This window comes from Muriicola sp. E247 (genome assembly GCF_041358175.1).
In the GTDB taxonomy this organism is placed as follows: Bacteria; Bacteroidota; Bacteroidia; order Flavobacteriales; family Flavobacteriaceae; genus Muriicola.
Map to the genome: position 1 here is coordinate 246824 of NZ_JBGKBE010000001.1, position 18454 is coordinate 265277.

The following is an 18454-nucleotide window of genomic DNA, read 5'->3' on the forward strand; positions in this document are numbered from 1 at the left end:
TTTAGAGCGTCAGTTTACTTATAGCGTATGATCAATATTTTGTTAGCTATCTGCAGAAGTAAAAGGAACTGAAATGCATTCCAACAGGAGAATTCAGATTTAAATTTATAACTGTAGTGATTTTAAAAGGTATACCCTAATGCCAGGATCAGATTTATCCCCGGGGCCGATATCCCCGAAGAATAGGTTCTGTATCTCTGATCGGTTATATTTTCCAGGGACAAGGAGGCCTTTAAAGCATCGCTGATCTGATACTGCGACCTTAAGTTGAGGGTATACCATGAAGGAGAATACGGATTTCCTCTTTCATCAAGATCGTAAATGTAGTCTTTACTGCGCTCAGTCAGCGCCAAATCCTCATAGCGTATTTCCCCATTAAAGTTGAGGAAGAGATCGGTCTTGAGTCTTGTTTTTGTCCAGATAAAATGGAAGTCCCCGAAAGTGGGAGCTGCATGCCTGGCTGCCGAGTCCTCTCCACTATCATCCTCTTCTGTACCCTTGGTAATGGTAAGGTTAGAGGTCAGCTGCATTTCATTATTCAGGTAGATTTCACCTCCGAATTCAAAACCATAGACGTATGCTTTTGCTGCATTCTGTATAGCCTGTACATTACTTAATTCCCCGTTGTAAAGTATTTCGCGTTGCCCATTAAAGGTATAATCGCGGCGTACCAGAGCATCGACCAGATATGTATAAAAAGTAGCAGCTCTCAAGACCGCTTTGTTTTTAAAGTTCTTTTTGATACCAAAATCTACATTGTAGGCGTATTCGGGTTCCAGTTCTGGATTGGGAACAACCACCGAGCCCGGCTCTGAATCAAAGACTTTCCCGATATCATCAATGTTTGGGGCCCTGAAGCCGGTAGAGCCGTTAAGGGTAATTTGGAGCGACTGATTTGGAAACCAGCTCAATCCAAGACTTCCCGTTAGTGCACCATTGTCGAGCTTAGCAGTTGTAAAAGGAAAAGGGTAAAATGTCGTATCAAATTCAGCATTGATCCAGACATGGCTGTATCTCAGTCCGGATAATAGTGTGAGATTGGGCTGGGCCTTATATTCTGCATTGACATATCCTGCCAGGGTTTGCCAGCTCGATCCGTCGGGATATCGGGAAGGCACTTCCTCCTCCTGCTGTGTTTCAATATTCAACTGGCTTCCACTGGAACCTACCCTGTTGTATATGTATTCACCCCCGTAATACAACCTCAGATCTCCTATCCGCTTGTTCTCAAAATCGAGGTTGACAGAAATGGCATCTACCTTTTCCATGGTTCGGTTTAAAATGGGATCCTGAAAATCACGATCATTCCGACTCTCCTCAAAGAACTGATAGGCCGTAGTTAACTTAAGTCCGTCATAAAACTTACTGTTCCCTTTTTTGTACAGCTGCAAATTCCCCATAAACCACTTTTGAGGCCCGTAATACCACTCTGCAGAACGAAGTCCGGAACCCTCCGTATCGGGCCTGATAAGGCGGTCATAACGCGAATAATCTGATGTCTCTGAATAGTACAACCCCAGATCGTACTGCCAGTCCGAATCCGGCCTGAAGGCAATTTTTTGCAGCAAGTTTATTTGATCATAGCCTGTTGAAATTTGTTTCTTCGGTTTAGTGTTATCTACCAGAACATCTGTTCCATTTTGACGCTGTACATAACGATCTCTCAGGTATCTTTCAGGACCATGAGATCCCATCCTAAGATCATCAAAACGGTTATAAGTTATACTGCTGAGGGAAGCCCACTTTTTTGAAGCGACATTTAGGTCTCCATGCAGCGTATTCTCATTGTTGGCAGTTGCGTATCGCAGATCGACGTTTCCAGTAACCACAAGAGTATCGAGCCGGGGCAAATGAGGTTGCAGGGTGTAAAAGTTCATCACGCCTCCGATGGCATCACTTCCGTAGATTACGGATCCCGGACCAAAAACGACTTCAGTGTTTTTAATGGTAAAGGGGTCTATCGATATAACATTCTGAATATTTCCTCCCCTGAAGATAGCATTGTTCATCCGAACACCATCAACAGACAGGACAAGGCGGTTGGTAGCAAATCCCCTGATCATTGGGCTCCCTCCGCCAAGCTGACTCTTCTGCACAAATACCTGCCCACTGTTTTGTAATAGATCTGCCGAGGTTTGCGGATTGGAAAATGCGATATCTCTGGCGCTGATGGATGCGATTTTTTGGGGGATATCCTTCTTCTGTTGCTCCCATTTGGAAATCGACATAACCACAGCGTCTAACTGTTCTGTCCTGGGTATCAACGCTATCTCATTCCCCCTTCGAAGAATCTGATTTTTTGTTGCCGTCCTGATTTCATAGCCGATATGACTTATGGTAAATCGCTCAGATCCCTTAAAGGCAGAAAGATCACAGATTCCGTCAATATCGGTTATCAATGTTTTACTCTTATCGGCGTTGTATAAAAGGGCATTTACCAGTGGATTTTTCGTCTCCCCGTCTACCACAGTTATCTTCTGCGCCTGTGCGCAGAGTACCATAAAGAAAAAACCAATACTTAGTATTAGGCGCATGCTTACTTAAAAACTTCGTTTAAAACCTCTAGTGATTTGGGTTTTCTAAAACCGTGCAAATGTAATTCAAAATAGAGGACTATTTTTTGCAATAGAGCCTGCCTCTCTTCCTTCTTGATCCTGATCGTATGGATAGCATCAAAATTTGTGCCTAAGAAGGCCTGGAAGAGAGATAATTCGCGCCCTGTAAGAAGAGGGTTCAGGGAGGGCTGTAAAACGAACCGGCCGTCCTGCAGGTCGAAATAGTCTGATCCCGGATCTGAAATATCAGGATAGAAACCCAGGTACTTACTTACCTCCAAAAGGAAGTACAGGTGAAAATTGCCGATCTGCTCATGGTGGTCTGCCCATTGGAAGGCGGCTTCAAGAAACTGAAATAGGCCCTCATTCTTTTCTTCCTCATAAATACTGTTCCCCATCATTTCTGCCAGGAAAAAGGCAAGGGCATTTTTAACAACATCAGAGTGTAATGACTGGTAGGGGTAGATAATTTTGACTTCCTGTAGCCGTTCCATGCTCCCCTTGTTCCTGTGAACAGCTACAATTTCCAATTGAGTAAGAGGCAGGAAATAGGCTGATTTCAATTTTCCCTTTTTCGACCCCAATACCCCTTTTAGCAGATACGTCTTTAATCCGTCCGATTCTGTAAACATCTTTACGATCAGGCTGGAATCACCGTATTTTATGGATGAGAGCACGATGGCCCTGGTTGTCACTCGCATGGAAAAAAGGTTGCGTCTAAAAGTACAAAAAAGCCCCCTGAGAGAATCCCGGGGGGCCGTTTCATTTTGTTATGGGAGTATCAAATCACGCCTTGGGCCAGCATGGCATCTGCCACTTTAACAAAGCCAGCGATGTTAGCACCTTTAACATAGTTGCAGTATCCGTCTTCTTCTTTCCCGTATTCAATACAGGAGTCGTGAATGTCCTCCATGATCCCTTTTAGCCGCTCATCTACTTCTTCCCTTGTCCAACTTATTCTCAGGGAATTCTGCGACATTTCGAGGCCGGATGTAGCCACACCTCCTGCATTTGAGGCCTTTCCGGGTGCGAAAAGGATCTTATTTTCATGGAAGGCATGAATAGCATCGGGCATGGATGGCATATTGGCTCCTTCGGCTACACAAATACATCCATTCTTTATTAGTGTTTCGGCACCTTCTCCATCCAGTTCATTCTGGGTGGCACAAGGCAGGGCAATATCACAGGGCACTCCCCATGGGGTTTCTCCCTTGTGATAGGTAGCCGATTTGTATTTATCGACATATTCTGAGATACGGCCTCTTTTGTTATTTTTCAGGTCCATTACCCATTCTAGCTTTTCTTCCGTAATACCATCCTTGTCATGAATATAGCCACCTGAATCGGAAAGGGTAATAACTTTACCCCCTAATTGCAATACTTTTTCTGCTGCGAACTGAGCAACATTACCCGATCCGGAGATAACCACATTCTTTCCTTCAATCCCTTCACCTCTGGTCTTTAACATACTTTGGGCAAAGTAAACCGTTCCATATCCGGTGGCTTCAGGCCTGATCTTTGAGCCTCCCCAGGAAAGTCCTTTTCCTGTAAGCACTCCGGTAAATTCGTTCTTAATTTTTTTGTACATCCCAAACAGGAATCCGATCTCCCTTGCACCTACCCCTATATCTCCGGCAGGAACATCGGTATTGGGTCCTATATGCCGGCATAGCTCGGTCATAAAGGAGTGGCAGAACCGCATCACTTCGTCATCCGATTTTCCTTTAGGGTCAAAGTCGGACCCCCCTTTACCACCTCCCATAGGCAGGGTAGTTAAACTGTTTTTAAAAACCTGTTCAAATGCAAGGAACTTCAGGATGCTGGCATTTACTGTAGGGTGAAAACGCAACCCGCCTTTATAAGGCCCGATGGCAGAATTCATCTGAATCCGGTATCCGCGGTTTACGTGTATTTCTCCATCGTCATCAACCCATGCAACACGGAAAGAAAGTAAACGCTCTGGTTCAACCATGCGCAAAAGAATATTCTTTCCACTGTAAATTTCGTGTTCGGCTATGTATGGGATTACTGTTTCTGCTACTTCCTGTACTGCCTGGATAAATTCGGGTTCATGACCATTTCTCCCTTTAACCTCATCCATAAAGGCTTTGATTTTTGCATCCATAGGTTCTTTGCTATTTATTGGCGATTAATAGATTGACAATATAACGGCAAAATTATATTATTTAAATAATTAAAAGGTCTTTTTTTTAACTATTTGATAAGTACATTAGCCAATTGCCTGTTCAAGATCTGCGATAAGGTCATCGGCATCCTCTATTCCCACGCTCAATCGGATAAGGGCATCAACTACGCCACTTTTTTCTCTTTCCTGCTTGGGGATACTTGCATGCGTCATACTGGCCGGATGTCCTGCAAGACTCTCTACTCCTCCGAGGGATTCTGCCAGGGTAAATACCTGAAGTTTTTCTACAATCTGAACTGCATCTTTAAAGGAACTGCCTTTGGGAATAAAGGAGATCATCCCCCCGTAATCGTGCATTTGCTCTCTGGCGATATTGTGGTTGGGATGCTCTTTAAACCCCGGCCAGTATACCTTCTCAATTTTCGGATTCTTGCTGAGATAGTGAGCGATTGCTTTTCCGTTTTCACAGTGCCTTTGCATTCTAACATGAAGAGTCTTAATCCCTCTTAAGACTAAAAAACTATCCATAGGCCCACATACAGCACCGCTGGCATTCTGTATAAAATAGAGCTTATCAGCCAACTCTTTATCCCTGACAACCAATGCTCCTACAACCACATCACTATGGCCACCCAGGTATTTAGTAGCAGAATGCATTACGATGTCTGCACCAAGTTCCAGGGGTCTTTGCAGGTAAGGCGTGGCAAATGTATTGTCTACTGCAAGTAAAAGATTGTGGGCATTGGCCAACTCTACGGCGCCTTTAATATCGATGATATTCATCATGGGGTTGGTTGGAGTTTCTACCCATAGCAATTTTGTGTTGGAGTTGATCTTTTCGGCCACCTTGCCTAGATCGGTCATGCCAACAAAATGAAAAGTGATCCCATATTTCTCGAAGACCTGTTTAAACAAACGGTAGCTTCCTCCGTAGAGATCGTTGGTAGATATCACTTCATCTCCAGGGGAAAGTAATTTGATTACTGCATCTATGGCCGACAGACCGCTCGCAAAAGCCAGACCGTAGCTGCCATTCTCAATGCTGGCCAGGGATTGTTCCAGAGCTGTTCTTGTAGGGTTTGCGCTTCGTGAATATTCGTATCCCCTGTGCCCTCCCGGAGTGGTCTGTGCGTAGGTTGAAGTCTGATAAATAGGGGGCATAACCGCACCATATGCCTCATCGGGTTGCTGACCTCCGTGTATTGTCTTACTATTGAATTTCAAGGTTTTCTTGCTCATAATAATGGAATGAAGCTACAAAGGTATTGTTCTGCCTTGTATTTAACGAATCCTTTTTTCGTTGAAATACCCGCTTTGAATAAATGGCACTGTATGGATTAAAATGTAGATTTGTAACACCTAAAGAACATAACCTAATGAAGTTTTTTAAAGCCCTCTTTATCTTATTCCTGCTTCCTATTTTAATTTCATGTGAGGAAGAATCAACCCTGGTAATGGAACCGGTGGTTTACACCAATGCCCCCTGTGACAATTGTCCGGAGATTACAATACAGTACCCTCGTATTCTGGAGGATACGAAGCTGGGCAGAACTGTAAACACAGGGATACAGGAAGAGATCATCGAACTACTCACTTTCGCAGATAGCCTTGAAGTGACTAACCTGAATGAGGCTGTAAATTCATTTAATCTTGGGTATTCGGAGCTGAAAGAAGTGTATCCCGATGAAACAGTACCCTGGGAAGCAAGGATAAATGCAGAAGTCTCTTTTGAGAACAGGCGTGTACTCTCTATACGCATGGATTCCTATCTTTTTACAGGAGGTGCCCATGGATACTCCGCTACCAACTTTCTGAATTTCGATATTGAAAAAGGAGAGAAAATTAATACCAGAGAACTTTTCAGCGACCTTCTTGCCTTTCGCGTTTATGCGGAAGATAAATTTCGGGAACAGGAAAAAATTCCCACAGAAGCCCCGATCAACAGCACCGGATTTATGTTCGAACTTGATACTTTCTACCTTCCAGAAAATATCGGCCTGACCCCAAAAGGTATTTTACTATTGTACAACCAATACGAAGTGGCTTCCTATGCCGATGGACAAATACAATTGCTTATCCCATTTAAAGAGGCGAAGAAATTTGTGACTCCGGCAATGAAACTGTAAGTTAAGCAGGAAGAGATGTTAGTTTCTGGATACTTCGGATAGTACCGTAATGGATACCCAAATGTACCAGGTTAAAGCTAATGGCGTCCTCCACCTTATTGAGAGTGACCTGCGCACTTGTTGTATAGGGATTAAACTCTTTAAAGATTCCTTTTCTATAGTCGTCCCTGATCCACCCCGGGGCATTCAATAAACCGTCTGCAACCTTTTCTATTTCTCCTTTTGTCACGCTTTTTTCAGGGAAGGTACCCTTGCTATATTTTTTTATCAAATCCCCGTCCAATCTGGGTGTCAATCCACTCAACTTATAAATGAGTAACTGCTCGGTTACCAATACGTGAGCGATATTCCAGAATAGGTTATTATTATGTGATGAAGGAATCGCAAAAAGTTGATCTTCCGGAGTATTCGAAAGCACCTTGTGATATATCTCATGAAGTTTTTCTGTTATATCGAATAGTTTTTCCATGACTTCGTTTTGATAAAAGTATAGATTTTGACCATAAATAGGTTTCTTTGCAGCAGGATATTCTCCAAGCACTAAAAGATATTGAAGATGAAAGGAGTTCTATATTACCTCAGCAACTGTGACACCTGCAAAAGAATCATCAGGGAACTCGAGTTACCTCAGGAAATTACCCTGCAGGATATCAAGTCAAATCCAATTAGTGAGAGCCAACTTAAAGAACTAAAGACCCTTGCCGGCAGTTACGAAGCCCTCTTTAGCAAGCGCGCAAGAATGTACAAGGAAAGAGGTCTTAATAACAGAAATCTGTCCGAAAAAGAGTATCGGGATCTTCTATTAGAACATTATACGTTCCTGAAGCGACCCGTTTTGCTTGTCGGAGAGAAGATCTTTATCGGTAATGCAAAAAAAACCGTGGCTGCGGCCAGAGAAACCCTCCACCCTTGACCAAAAGAACCCTGGCCATACTGGCAGCACTGGGTGCAACTACAATTTACGGCCTGAACCATACCATCGCCAAAGGAGTCATGCCCGACTATGTAAAGCCCTTTGGGTTTATCATGATACGGGTTCTGGGTGCGACAGCCCTCTTTTGGGCTATTTCTTTTTTAGGTCCTAAGGAAAGGATTGAGAAAAGAGATTGGGGCCGACTCATACTGTGCGCTATGTTTGGTATGGCCATCAATATGCTGGCATTTTTTAAGGGCCTTGATCTGTCTACTCCAATCAACAGTTCAGTCCTGGTAACAACCACTCCAATAATTGTTGTTGTACTGTCTGCCTTTCTGATTCAGGAACGTATCAGGTTACTCAAGGGAATAGGCATCATAATTGGCCTGGTAGGGGCTATAGGACTCATCATCTACGGACAGGAAGTTAGACAGGACGCTCCCAATATTCCCCTTGGAAACAGTTTGTTTTTAGTCAATGCGCTCTTTTTTGCCCTTTACCTGATCCTGGCTAAGAAACTTATCACAAAATACCATCCGTTTACGCTGATGAAATGGCTCTTTCTGATTGGTATCTTCCTTAACCTCCCCATAGCGCTGCCTGAATTCCTCGAAATTTCATGGAGTACACTTCCGGGCGAGGCACTTTGGAAAATCGCTTTTGTGGTATTAGGTACTACCTTTTGCACCTATCTCTTTAACGCCTATGCTCTAACCCAACTCAAAGCCTCAACCGTGAGCGCCTTTATATATGTTCAACCCCTGGTTGGAATTGTTTTTGCCGTTTTTAGTGGTAAAGATGAACTGAGCCCTATAAAGATCATTGCTGCGCTCCTGGTATGCCTTGGCGTTTATCTGGTAAGTAAAAACCCTAAACCAGATCCTTCGGTATCTTCTTAAATTTTCGGGTGTCTTCCTTGGTGAGAATCCTGAAATTATCGGCCCGATCAAATCCCAGAAATCTCTCAAGAAGCTCCCCTTTGAGAGGAATTAGTTTTCTGGTTTCTAAACTTATCCAGGCCCCCATCATTTCACAGTGAGCCACGTTCTTTCCATCTGCTGTGTAGAAATTATGATGGAATTCAAAGAACATTCCGTCTTTGCTCATCCCGGCAACCTCAAGGGATACTTTTATCGGTTTACCGGGAAAAACCTCCCTGAAGTAATACATATGCTCGTAAAACACAACCGGGCCTATCTGATGCTCGATCAGGGTTTTATGATCAAATCCCATCTCCATAAGGAACGCCATCCGGGCATGACTCATAAAATTGGTATACGCACTATTGGCCATATGGCGATTGGCATCGAGATCGCTCCATCGCACTTCAAATTCCTTAAAATAGGTCATCATTCTATTTATTAAAGCGCCAAAAATACCATTGTTTTCTCTTTCTACAGGATGCTATACAAAAAAATTAATCCCTATTTTTAGCCCTTAAACTTAAAAAATGAGCTCAAAACCCGATTTTATAAAATCACTATCCCTCCCTGCCATTGCCGCTCCCATGTTCCTGATTTCAGGGCCTAATCTCGTCATAGAATGTTGTAAAAATGGGATCATAGGCACTTTTCCTGCCCTTAATCAAAGGAGCAGTGAAGGCTTTGAAGAATGGCTCATAGAAATTAAAGGGGCTTTGGCCGAGTATGAAAAGCAGAGTGGCAAAAAAGCGGCTCCATTTGGGGTAAACCTCATCGTCCATCCTACAAATCCAAGACTGGAGGCCGACTTAAAACTCTGTATCAAGCACAAAGTGCCTATCATCATTACCTCCCTTGGAGCTGTATCACAAGTCGTAAATGCAGTACACAGTTACGGCGGACTCGTTTTCCACGATATCATTAAAAAACGTCATGCCGAAAAGGCGGCTGAAGCCGGGGTAGACGGACTGATTCTTGTAGCTGCCGGAGCAGGCGGACACGCAGGTACCATCAATCCGATGTCGCTGGTTGCCGAGATTAAAAAATTCTTCGACAAAACCATCATCCTTTCAGGATGCATTTCTACAGGTCGCGACATCGCGTCGGCTATGCAGATGGGGGCAGACCTTGCCTATATGGGTACCCGTTTTATCAATACTACTGAGAGTAAGGCTCCGGAGGAATACCGGAAAATGATCATTGAGGCTGGGGCCAGCGATGTGGTTTATACGGCAGCCATCTCGGGAGTGCATGCCAATTTCCTGGGGGCAAGCCTTAAAGCTGCAGGGATTTCAGAGGAGGACCTCAAAAAAGACCGAAAGATCGATTTTGGGAAAGAACTCGACACAGAAGCCAAAGCATGGAAGACGATCTGGTCTGCAGGGCAGGGAGTAACTACAGTTGAAGATGTTCTGCCTGTTGCTGAATTGGTAGATCATCTCAAAAAGGAATTTAAAGACGCTGTTCAAGATCAGGCTGAACTTTTAAATACTTACCCTAAAGCGTAAATTATAGATGTACGTAAAAAGAAACATAGGATGGGGATTAATTCTTCGTTTTGCGTGGAAAAACCTCATCTTTTTTACCCTCTACGCTGCAGTCATTTTTTATGCCTATCATTTTCTTTGGTTCGATTTTATTGATATTCCTTTCCAGCCTTTGTCAGTCATCGGTATAGCAGTGGCTTTTTATATTGGATTCAAAAACAGCCAGAGTTATGATCGTTTCTGGGAGGGTCGAAAGATATGGGGAGGTATTGTTAACTACAGCAGAACATGGGCACTACAGGTAATTAGTTTTATTCAGTCTGAAGATTTACAATACAACCAAAAAATACAGCGTGAAATGATATACAGGCATATTGCCTGGATTAACGCATTGAGGGTTCAACTAAGACAACCCAAAGCATGGTCGATAAAGGCAAATTCCTCTGTAGAAAGATTACATGACAAACATGGAGAACGAAATCCCTCCTGCAACGAAGCCAGCAGTTATGTAAGCAAAAACGAGTTTGAAGATCTAGGCAACAGAGTGAATCCTACGACTCATCTGGTAAAAAACCAGGCGAAACAATTAATTCAACTCAAAAAAAAGGGGGTAATTGACGGATTTCAGGAAGACCAGCTACAATCGGTGCTTGAAGAATTTTATAATCTGCAAGGTAAATGTGAAAGGATTAAGAACACGCCTTTTCCCAGACAGTACGGATATTTTTCAAAAATATTTACCTGGATTTTTGTACTTCTTCTACTCTTCGGTCTGCTAAATATTTTTGGTGATGATAGCATGGCCGGCTCCAGAGAATGGTATCAATTTCTGATGATTCCTTTCTCCGTTCTAATATCATGGATATTTGTTAGTATGGAAAGTATTGGGGATAATAGTGAAGATCCTTTTGATGGCCGTATCAATGATGTCCCAATGACGGCACTCTGCCGGACAATTGAAATTGATTTGCGGGATATGTTGGATGAAAAAGACTTGCCAGACCCAATTCTTCCAAAGGATCATATTTTATATTAATGGCAGTTATTCCCTCAGACTATTCCCCTCCCCTGCTCTTCAGGAACGGCCATGTTTCAACAGTATATTATGGCCTTTTTCGAAAAATTGACAACTTCCAACAGCAACGAGAACGCCTGGAACTTGCAGATAGGGATTTTATGGATCTCGACTGGAGCTACGCTGATAAGAATTCCGGGAAAGTAGTGATCCTGCTTCACGGTTTGGAAGGTCATGGTCAGAGACCCTATATTACAGGTAGTGCTAAACACTTTAATCAGGCCGGGTACGACTGTTGTGCCGTAAATTTTCGTGGCTGTAGTGGGGAGCCAAATCGACTTTATCGTTCATACCATTCAGGGGCGACAGAAGATCTTGATGCGGTTGTTAAACATATTTTGGGAAGCAAAGCGTATTCAGAACTTTACATCAAAGGCATTAGTTTGGGCGGGAATATGGTATTGAAATACGCAGGGGAAGGCAGAGAGCTTCCTCCCTCCCTGAAAGCTATCATGGCGGTATCAGCGCCCGTTGATCTCTACAGTTCTCTTAAGGCGTTGATGGGATGGAAGAACATTCCCTATGCCCGGAGATTCAGGAAACACCTGGTGGCAAAACTCAAAGCGAAGCAACCTCAGTTCCCTGAGCTCTTGCCAGACCACGAAATCCAAAAGATAAAGACCCTTAAAGACTTTGATGATATCTATACAAGCAGGGCCCACGGTTTTACAGATGCTCTGGATTATTATGCCCGCTGCAGTTCTTTACAATTCCTGCATAATATCAAAATAAGGACGCTAATAATCAACGCCCGGAATGATTCATTTCTCGGGCCGGAATGCTATCCCTATAAAGAGGCTGAAGCCAATGAATATGTTTTTCTGGAGGTGCCAGAATACGGTGGTCATGTTGGATTTTACGATGCACAGAACATAGCCTATACAGAAAAAAGGGCGTTAAAGTTCTTCGAGCAAATTTAAGTAGAGCCTAATTTATTATCTTAGTGAAGTAAAAAAATAAAACCGATGAAAAAAATATTACTGGCAACTGCAATGGGCTTTTTTGCCCTGAGTTGCGGCGAAAAAAAAGAAGAAAAAAAAGAAGGCTTTGAAATGAATAGGACAAAGTCGACCACCAGCGTGGAAACCAAGTCTGAAGGTGTCCCGGTGGATATGGATAATAAAGGGATTGGTCCCATAACCGACCTGACATTCCCGGACGAGATCGATCAGGAGATGGCCGCACGGGGTGAAGCAAAATACAATGCCATCTGTACGGCCTGCCATATGGCCGAACAGCGAATGATAGGACCCGCTCTGGCGGGAGTTTACGAAAGGCGCAGCCCGGAATGGGTGATGAATATGATGTTAAACCCTGATGGGATGCTGCGTGAGGACCCTATTGCCATGGCCCTTCTGAAAGAGTACAATAATGCTATCATGCTAAATCAAAACCTTACCCAGGAAGAGGCGAGGGATCTTGCTGAATACCTGCGTACGCTTTAGTCCTACATAAAATTTAGTTGTGCCCTTATGCTTCTATCCCAGAAGATAAGGGCACTTTTTTGTATTTTAATACAAATTTTCAGGGATGTGGGAAGAACAATTAAAAGTCTATGACGATCTGGTAAGCAGGTGTCCTCGTTTTCAACGCAAGGGAAAGACCATGCCCTATACCTCTGCCAATGGTCATATGTTCTCTCTATTTAACAAGGCCGGGGAGATCGGAATACGGTTCTCCAAAGAGGTACAGAAAGAATACATGGAAAAGTACAACACCACCCTGTATAAATCCTATAATTCTATAATGCACGGCTACATCCTGATTACCGCAGAAATGCTGAAAGATCCTGACCATGTTGTTGAGCTTCTGAATGAAAGCTATGACTATGTTATGAGCCTCGACCCAAAATAGTCGTCAAGCAAAATCTTCCCTTATGAAATTCAATATAAAATGCTCTGGATCAACAATGACGGGAATACGTTTGAAGGAATAAAGGAAAATTAGAAGATGTTATTTTGATACTCCCTTGTATTTAATAAAAAATAGCTATTATTAAATTTCCTTAGATAGATTAAGTATATTAAACGTATAACCCATAAAGTTTAAATCATGAAGAAAGCCATTTTTATTACTCTGCTCTTGTTTTTGTCCCTTAGTGTAAGTACCCCGGTATTGGCGGCCAAAAAAGAACCAGCTCCGGAACCTACCGAAATTCCTGCCGAAGTTAGAGTAATGCTTGACCGACTTGAAGAAATTAAGGCAATGGATAAATCAGATTTAAAACGGGCTGAGAAAAAGGCATTGCGCAAAGAAGTTAGAGCAATCAAAACACAGTTGCGCACTACCGGCAATGGAATTTATATTTCTGCCGGAGCCCTGATCATTATTCTCTTGCTTATTATCCTGCTCTGAGAAAACTGCTTATTTCCTATTTGCTGTCCGACTTGGCAAGTACAATGCCTCCTATTGCAGCTATAACGGCAAAGCCGAGATAAAGATAAGATGTGTTCTTTTGTTGCTTGTCTTCAGCCTTTAATTCCACTCCCAGTACATCAACAGAAGAGGTGCTTTCGGAGAAGGAAGTAATACCCGTATACCCCAGATATACTGCCAGGAGTAAAAGAAGGATGCCAATAATTCTTTTCATAGGATCTATTTTACATCGGCTTACGCCCTGAAATTAGGTTGTATAAAATGGTAATGATCGCAATTACCAATAATATATGGATTAGGTTCCCGGTAGCAAGACCCTCCACGATGCCCAACAATCCCAGCAACCAAACGACTATACAAATCACGGCAACAAGCCAAAGAAGATTTCTCATATGGATATTATTTTGCTTCAATATAAGAATAAAATAATGAGACTAATCTTGCAGAATCATATTCTTCAGTGCTGCTTTTTGATCTAAGCAGACATAGTTCTTCTGGCTTTCCCTTCGCTGCCGGCCCAATTAGTGGTACTTTTGCGGCCTGAAATAAAATATATGACCTTCGAAGACCTCAAACTTATCCCCCCTATCAAAAAAGCCCTCAGGGATATTGATTACATTGTGCCCACAGATATACAGGCCAAAGCCATACCCCTTGTTCTGAACAAGGAAGATGTTATCGGAAGTGCGCAGACCGGGACCGGGAAAACCGCTGCATTTGCTATACCTATCCTCCAGCATTTAGCCAACCAACCTCAAAACCGCAAAGGAAAAAGAAAAGTGCAGGCCCTGGTTGTGACCCCTACACGTGAACTCGCCATTCAGATTGCAGAAAGCTTTACCGAATACGGAAAGTATACTCCTTTGAGAAATACAGTCATATTTGGAGGGGTCTCCCAAGGGTCTCAAACCAACGCATTGCGCAACGGCATCGATATTTTGGTAGCCACTCCGGGTCGTTTATTAGACCTGATGAATCAGGGTTTTATCACCCTGGACCATATTAAATACTTTGTTCTCGATGAGGCAGACCGAATGCTCGATATGGGCTTTATCCATGACATTAAAAAAATTATAGCCAAACTCCCAAGGGAAAGGCAGTCACTCTTCTTTTCGGCTACCATGCCTAAGAGCATTGTTAAACTGTCACACGAAATCCTAAGAAACCCAAAGAAAGTAGCTGTAAGTCCGGTTTCTTCAACGGCAGAGACCATCCAGCAATATTTATACACTACCAACAAGGCAGATAAAAAAGATCTTTTGTTCCACATTCTCAAAGATCCGGAACTGGAACAAGTGCTCTTATTTTCACGCACCAAACACGGGGCGGATAAGATCGTACGAAACCTTCACAAAAATCGGATTGAGGCTACGGCTATCCACGGGAACAAGTCGCAAAATCAACGCCAAAAAGCATTAAAGGAATTTAAGGAAGGAAGGAAAAGAGTGTTGGTTGCCACAGATATAGCTGCAAGGGGAATCGACATCGACAAACTCCGTCATGTAATCAATTATGATATTCCCAATGAACCCGAGACCTATGTTCACCGTATAGGACGATGTGGTCGGGCAGGGGAAGAAGGAATTTCCATTTCCATATGCGAACCGGAAGAGAATGCCTATATCTCCGATATTGAAAAACTCACCAGGCAAAAGATCGAATTAGTCTCGGATCATCCCTTCCCTCAGACAGATCGCCCCATGAATGCCGCCGAAAAAAAAGAAGCGGAAAAAGAAAAACAGCGAAGGAAACAGGAGTTCTTTGCCAACCGTAATAAGAAAAGAGGCGGGGGACATCAGCAAGGATTTCGAAAAAAGAAAAGGTAAATTTCTATCTTGCTAATGAAATATATAAAACTCCCGGAAAAATGAAGAAAATAGGCCTGGCACTCGGAGGAGGTGCAGTACTAGGTGCGGCGCATATTGGGGTTTTGAAGGCGCTCAAGGAAAATAACCTTGAAATTAGCTTTGTAACCGGAACTAGTATTGGGGCCTTTGTGGCTGCCCTGTACGCTTTTGGAAAATCCTGGGATGAAATCAGGGATATTGCTTCAGAATTGAAATGGATGGACATAAGCAGCATCTCTTTATCGAGGTACAGTCTGCTATCTAATGATAAGTTTGGAGCTCTGATTACCGAAAATATAGGGAACAAGAATATAGAGGATGCACAGATTCCCCTGGCTATAATAACTACCGATGCGGGAAGTGGAGAAAAGGTGGTTCTGAGAAAAGGCTCTGTTGCTGAGGCCGTGATGGCAAGTACTTGTATTCCCGGGCTGTTCAAGCCTGTTAAACTCGATGGCCGGATGCTTCTCGATGGCGGGATCGTAGAAAACGTACCTATTAAAACGCTTCGTAATATCGGGGCCGATTATGTGATTGGAGTAGACCTCAATGCCAAGCATGCCTACGAGGATCCAGCAAATATCCTCGATGTACTCTTAAACAGCTTTCATTTTATTATGCAGCAGGCGGCTGCGTTACAAACCGAACATGCCGATCTCCTTATCAAACCGAATCTATCTGCATTTGGAAGAGCAGACACCAGTCAGATTGAAGGCCTTATTCAGAAAGGCTATGAAGACACCAGAGACTGCTTGTCCAAAAATGAACTGAAACTTAGCACAAGCTGGTTTGAAGAGAATTGGAATAAATTACTCGAATTTTTTAATAAGAATCCCTAAGGTCTTATTTGGCAATTTATAAAATACTCAGGTTTACCAGAAATGTCTATTTTTAGGGAAACTCTATTCCAAATGAAAATCAAACTCCTCCTCCTTTTTCTCCTTTTCTTAATTATTTCTCAAGTCAGTGCTCAGCGGGATATGCCATTTTCCGGACAGACTGATATTTCGGTAAACGCCCTTCATTTTTCAGTGGACTCCGTTGAAGAATTACAGGAAATCGACTGGGTGGAGATAAGGGACTTATTTAGAGATAATACCCCGGAAGAACCCATTGAGTTAGGCTTTTTGCTAAAAAGACAAGTCAAAAGAGAAACATATACCATGGATTCCTTTGAGTTTACCATTAAGGGCAAAACCGAGGAAGTGGAATCCATAATCTCCAAAACGCAGAAAATTATTTTATCCCTCTCCGATACTGATTAAATTTTCTGCATCCCATTATCATTATTACCTGCCTTCAACCTCTATATCATGAAACAGACCCTTCTGCTGAATATCTCCCTCCTCTTTGCAATTTCCTTAGTTGGTCAGGCCAATATGAGCGCCACAGCTCAAAGCGAAACATTGATGGAGAACACAGTAAGTAAAAAATCTTCATATGAAGATCTGATTACCCTGTTCAATGTATGGCGTTCATTTGAAAGTCCGCCTTTAAAGAACGGTGCTCCTGACTATACGAAAGACACTTTTACAAAGCGATGGCCTCTATTTAAAGACCTGAGACGTAAATTAATCGAAATTGATACAGCGAACTGGACAATTCCTCAAAGAGTTGATTGGATGCTTGTCTGGGCTGAGATGAATGGGTACGATTTTAACCATCGTATCCTGAAACCATGGGAGCGGGACCCCGCTTATTACAAATCGGTTTGGGAATACCGCTCGGATGTTCCGGCTCATGAAGGCCCCACCCACCATAAAACTTTAGAATTATGGACCTATTCCTTTCCTCTGGATAAGGAAGAGCGTGCAAGGCTCTTAACAGATCTTCGTGTGATCCCTCCCCTTAACGAGCAGGCACAGCAAAACCTGATCGGGAACGCCAAAGAACTATGGCAGGCCGGGATTAGGGTCATTGCCAACCAGTCAAAATCTCTCAATAAAATCCTAAACAAGCAAGGTATCTCCGTTGATGCAGAGATCAGGAGAGCTGTAGAAGAGGCAATCAGATCAACCGATTCCTTTACCGCCTGGCTGGTGCAGCAAGCACCTTCGAAAACCGGACCTTCCGGAATCGGAAAAGAAAACTATAGCTGGTATCTTCAGAACGTACATCTTGTGCCCTTGAACTGGGAAGATGAGGTAATGCTGCTGAAAAGGGAACTGGCCAGGGCCTGGGCATCCCTGAAACTCGAAGAACACAGGAACAGAAACCTCCCGCCCCTGGTAGCAGCCGATAGTCCTGAAGCCTATAATCTGATGGCCGACAAAGCAGCAAAGAGCCTGCTTAGATTTTTGGAAGAGCAGGAGATCGTAACCGTTAAAGATTATTTTGAACCTGCCTTAAGGGAACATCTCGGGAGTTTTGTTCCGGAAGCCAAACGGAATTTTTTCCTGATCGGGGAGCACTATGACCCCAGGCCTCTTTACTCTCATTTTTACCACTGGTTTGAACTGGCCCGAATGGACCTGGAACCCCATGCCAGCCCGATCAGACGTGGTCCCTTACTCTACAATATTTTTGACTCCCGCAATGAGGGAATAGCAACCGCTGTGGAAGAACTCTTCCTGCAAGCCGGGCTGTATGACGATTCTCCCAGAAGCAAGGAAATCGTATACATCATGATCGCCCAAAGGGCAGCCAGGGGATTAGGTTCACTCTACGCCCACGCCAATGAGATGAGTATGGAAGAAGCAGGGGGTATCCATTCTGAATATACACCCCGGGGCTGGATGAAAACAGAAAAAGAACTATTGCTCTTTGAACAGCACCTCTATATGAGGCAACCCGGATATGGAACCAGTTATATAACCGGGAAATACCTGCTGGAAAGTGCCCTTGCCGACTATGCCAAAATGAAGGAAGATGAAGGAAAACCTTTTCAGATCAGGGAGTTTATGGACAGGCTGAACAGCATTGGAAACATTCCTATCTCTCTTGGCCATTGGGAAATGACCGGGCAGGCTGAACAATTACAAAATATTTTGAAATAATCTCTTTGTA

The 18454-nt window shown here is 43.3% G+C and carries 21 protein-coding genes; 13 read left to right on the forward strand and 8 right to left on the reverse strand.

The genetic code is table 11. From position 1 onward, the window contains the following. Positions 1-122: 122 nt before the first annotated feature. The 4 genes from ACA086_RS01090 to ACA086_RS01105 form a co-directional block, all read right to left on the reverse strand. Positions 123-2534, reverse strand: coding sequence for a TonB-dependent receptor domain-containing protein (locus ACA086_RS01090; RefSeq protein ID WP_371001404.1), 2412 nt, complete (start codon positions 2532-2534; stop codon positions 123-125). Between the two features lie 2 nt (positions 2535-2536). After that, positions 2537-3256: a DNA repair protein RecO gene (recO, locus tag ACA086_RS01095; protein WP_371001405.1), complete on the reverse strand. Its 720-nt coding sequence runs from the start codon at positions 3254-3256 to the stop codon at positions 2537-2539. Positions 3257-3336: 80 nt separating this feature from the next. Then, positions 3337-4680, reverse strand: coding sequence for an NADP-specific glutamate dehydrogenase (gene gdhA / locus ACA086_RS01100; protein ID WP_371001408.1), 1344 nt, complete (start codon positions 4678-4680; stop codon positions 3337-3339). A gap of 105 nt (positions 4681-4785) precedes the next feature. Then, entirely contained in the window at positions 4786-5940 is a 1155-nt protein-coding gene (locus tag ACA086_RS01105; protein WP_371001409.1) for a cystathionine gamma-synthase, read from the reverse strand. Positions 5941-6077: 137 nt separating this feature from the next. Between ACA086_RS01105 and ACA086_RS01110 the strand changes: the two genes are divergently transcribed. After that, a complete protein-coding gene (locus ACA086_RS01110; RefSeq protein ID WP_371001411.1) occupies positions 6078-6827 on the forward strand; it encodes a DUF3298 and DUF4163 domain-containing protein in 750 nt (249 codons plus the stop codon). 1 nt (position 6828) lies between these two features. Here ACA086_RS01110 and ACA086_RS01115 read toward each other — a convergent pair whose 3' ends face one another. Continuing rightward, the gene (locus tag ACA086_RS01115; protein ID WP_371001413.1) at positions 6829-7296 is read right to left on the reverse strand and encodes a DinB family protein; all 468 of its coding nucleotides are present in this window, start codon (positions 7294-7296) and stop codon (positions 6829-6831) included. Positions 7297-7383: 87 nt separating this feature from the next. Here ACA086_RS01115 and ACA086_RS01120 point away from each other — a divergent pair, with 87 nt between their 5' ends. Then, a complete protein-coding gene (locus tag ACA086_RS01120) occupies positions 7384-7740 on the forward strand; it encodes an arsenate reductase family protein (protein WP_371001414.1) in 357 nt (118 codons plus the stop codon). Next, a complete protein-coding gene (locus ACA086_RS01125) occupies positions 7737-8642 on the forward strand; it encodes a DMT family transporter (protein ID WP_371001417.1) in 906 nt (301 codons plus the stop codon). The genes ACA086_RS01120 and ACA086_RS01125 overlap by 4 nt, the downstream gene beginning before the upstream one ends. Here the strand turns inward: ACA086_RS01125 and ACA086_RS01130 are convergent. Further along, positions 8614-9096, reverse strand: a complete 483-nt coding sequence (locus ACA086_RS01130) for an acyl-CoA thioesterase (protein ID WP_371001418.1) — start codon at positions 9094-9096, stop codon at positions 8614-8616. The two genes, ACA086_RS01125 and ACA086_RS01130, sit on opposite strands and share 29 nt — an antisense overlap. A gap of 97 nt (positions 9097-9193) precedes the next feature. On the opposite strand from ACA086_RS01130, the gene ACA086_RS01135 reads away from it, so the two are divergent. The 6 genes from ACA086_RS01135 to ACA086_RS01160 all read left to right on the forward strand — a co-directional run bounded on the left by ACA086_RS01135 (position 9194) and on the right by ACA086_RS01160 (position 13580). After that, positions 9194-10171 (forward strand): NAD(P)H-dependent flavin oxidoreductase, encoded by a 978-nt coding sequence (locus ACA086_RS01135; RefSeq protein WP_371001419.1) that lies wholly within the window; start codon positions 9194-9196, stop codon positions 10169-10171. Positions 10172-10178: 7 nt separating this feature from the next. Then, complete coding sequence (locus tag ACA086_RS01140; RefSeq protein WP_371001421.1) at positions 10179-11186, forward strand: bestrophin family protein; 1008 nt, start codon at positions 10179-10181, stop codon at positions 11184-11186. Continuing rightward, positions 11186-12145 carry a YheT family hydrolase gene (locus ACA086_RS01145; RefSeq protein ID WP_371001422.1) on the forward strand — a complete coding sequence of 320 codons (960 nt, stop codon included), beginning with the start codon at positions 11186-11188 and terminating at the stop codon, positions 12143-12145. The genes ACA086_RS01140 and ACA086_RS01145 overlap by 1 nt, the downstream gene beginning before the upstream one ends. A 45-nt stretch (positions 12146-12190) precedes the next feature. Then, complete coding sequence (locus ACA086_RS01150; RefSeq protein WP_371001423.1) at positions 12191-12670, forward strand: cytochrome c family protein; 480 nt, start codon at positions 12191-12193, stop codon at positions 12668-12670. 85 nt (positions 12671-12755) lie between these two features. Beyond that, complete coding sequence (locus tag ACA086_RS01155; protein WP_371001425.1) at positions 12756-13079, forward strand: hypothetical protein; 324 nt, start codon at positions 12756-12758, stop codon at positions 13077-13079. Between the two features lie 198 nt (positions 13080-13277). Beyond that, positions 13278-13580 (forward strand): hypothetical protein, encoded by a 303-nt coding sequence (locus ACA086_RS01160; protein ID WP_369748091.1) that lies wholly within the window; start codon positions 13278-13280, stop codon positions 13578-13580. 16 nt (positions 13581-13596) lie between these two features. On the opposite strand, the gene ACA086_RS01165 is transcribed toward ACA086_RS01160, so the two are convergent. Together ACA086_RS01165 and ACA086_RS01170 are read right to left on the reverse strand one after the other, a co-directional pair. Next, entirely contained in the window at positions 13597-13815 is a 219-nt protein-coding gene (locus ACA086_RS01165; RefSeq protein ID WP_129606244.1) for a hypothetical protein, read from the reverse strand. Between the two features lie 10 nt (positions 13816-13825). After that, the gene (locus ACA086_RS01170) at positions 13826-13993 is read right to left on the reverse strand and encodes a lmo0937 family membrane protein (RefSeq protein ID WP_369748090.1); all 168 of its coding nucleotides are present in this window, start codon (positions 13991-13993) and stop codon (positions 13826-13828) included. A 162-nt stretch (positions 13994-14155) separates the two neighbouring features. On the opposite strand from ACA086_RS01170, the gene ACA086_RS01175 reads away from it, so the two are divergent. The 4 genes from ACA086_RS01175 to ACA086_RS01190 all read left to right on the forward strand — a co-directional run bounded on the left by ACA086_RS01175 (position 14156) and on the right by ACA086_RS01190 (position 18444). Further along, positions 14156-15427: a DEAD/DEAH box helicase gene (locus ACA086_RS01175; protein WP_371001427.1), complete on the forward strand. Its 1272-nt coding sequence runs from the start codon at positions 14156-14158 to the stop codon at positions 15425-15427. Positions 15428-15468: 41 nt separating this feature from the next. Then, complete coding sequence (locus ACA086_RS01180) at positions 15469-16287, forward strand: patatin-like phospholipase family protein (RefSeq protein WP_371001428.1); 819 nt, start codon at positions 15469-15471, stop codon at positions 16285-16287. 72 nt (positions 16288-16359) lie between these two features. Next, positions 16360-16713, forward strand: a complete 354-nt coding sequence (locus ACA086_RS01185; protein ID WP_369748087.1) for a hypothetical protein — start codon at positions 16360-16362, stop codon at positions 16711-16713. Positions 16714-16761: 48 nt separating this feature from the next. After that, positions 16762-18444 carry a hypothetical protein gene (locus ACA086_RS01190; protein ID WP_371001430.1) on the forward strand — a complete coding sequence of 561 codons (1683 nt, stop codon included), beginning with the start codon at positions 16762-16764 and terminating at the stop codon, positions 18442-18444. Positions 18445-18454: the final 10 nt, after the last annotated feature.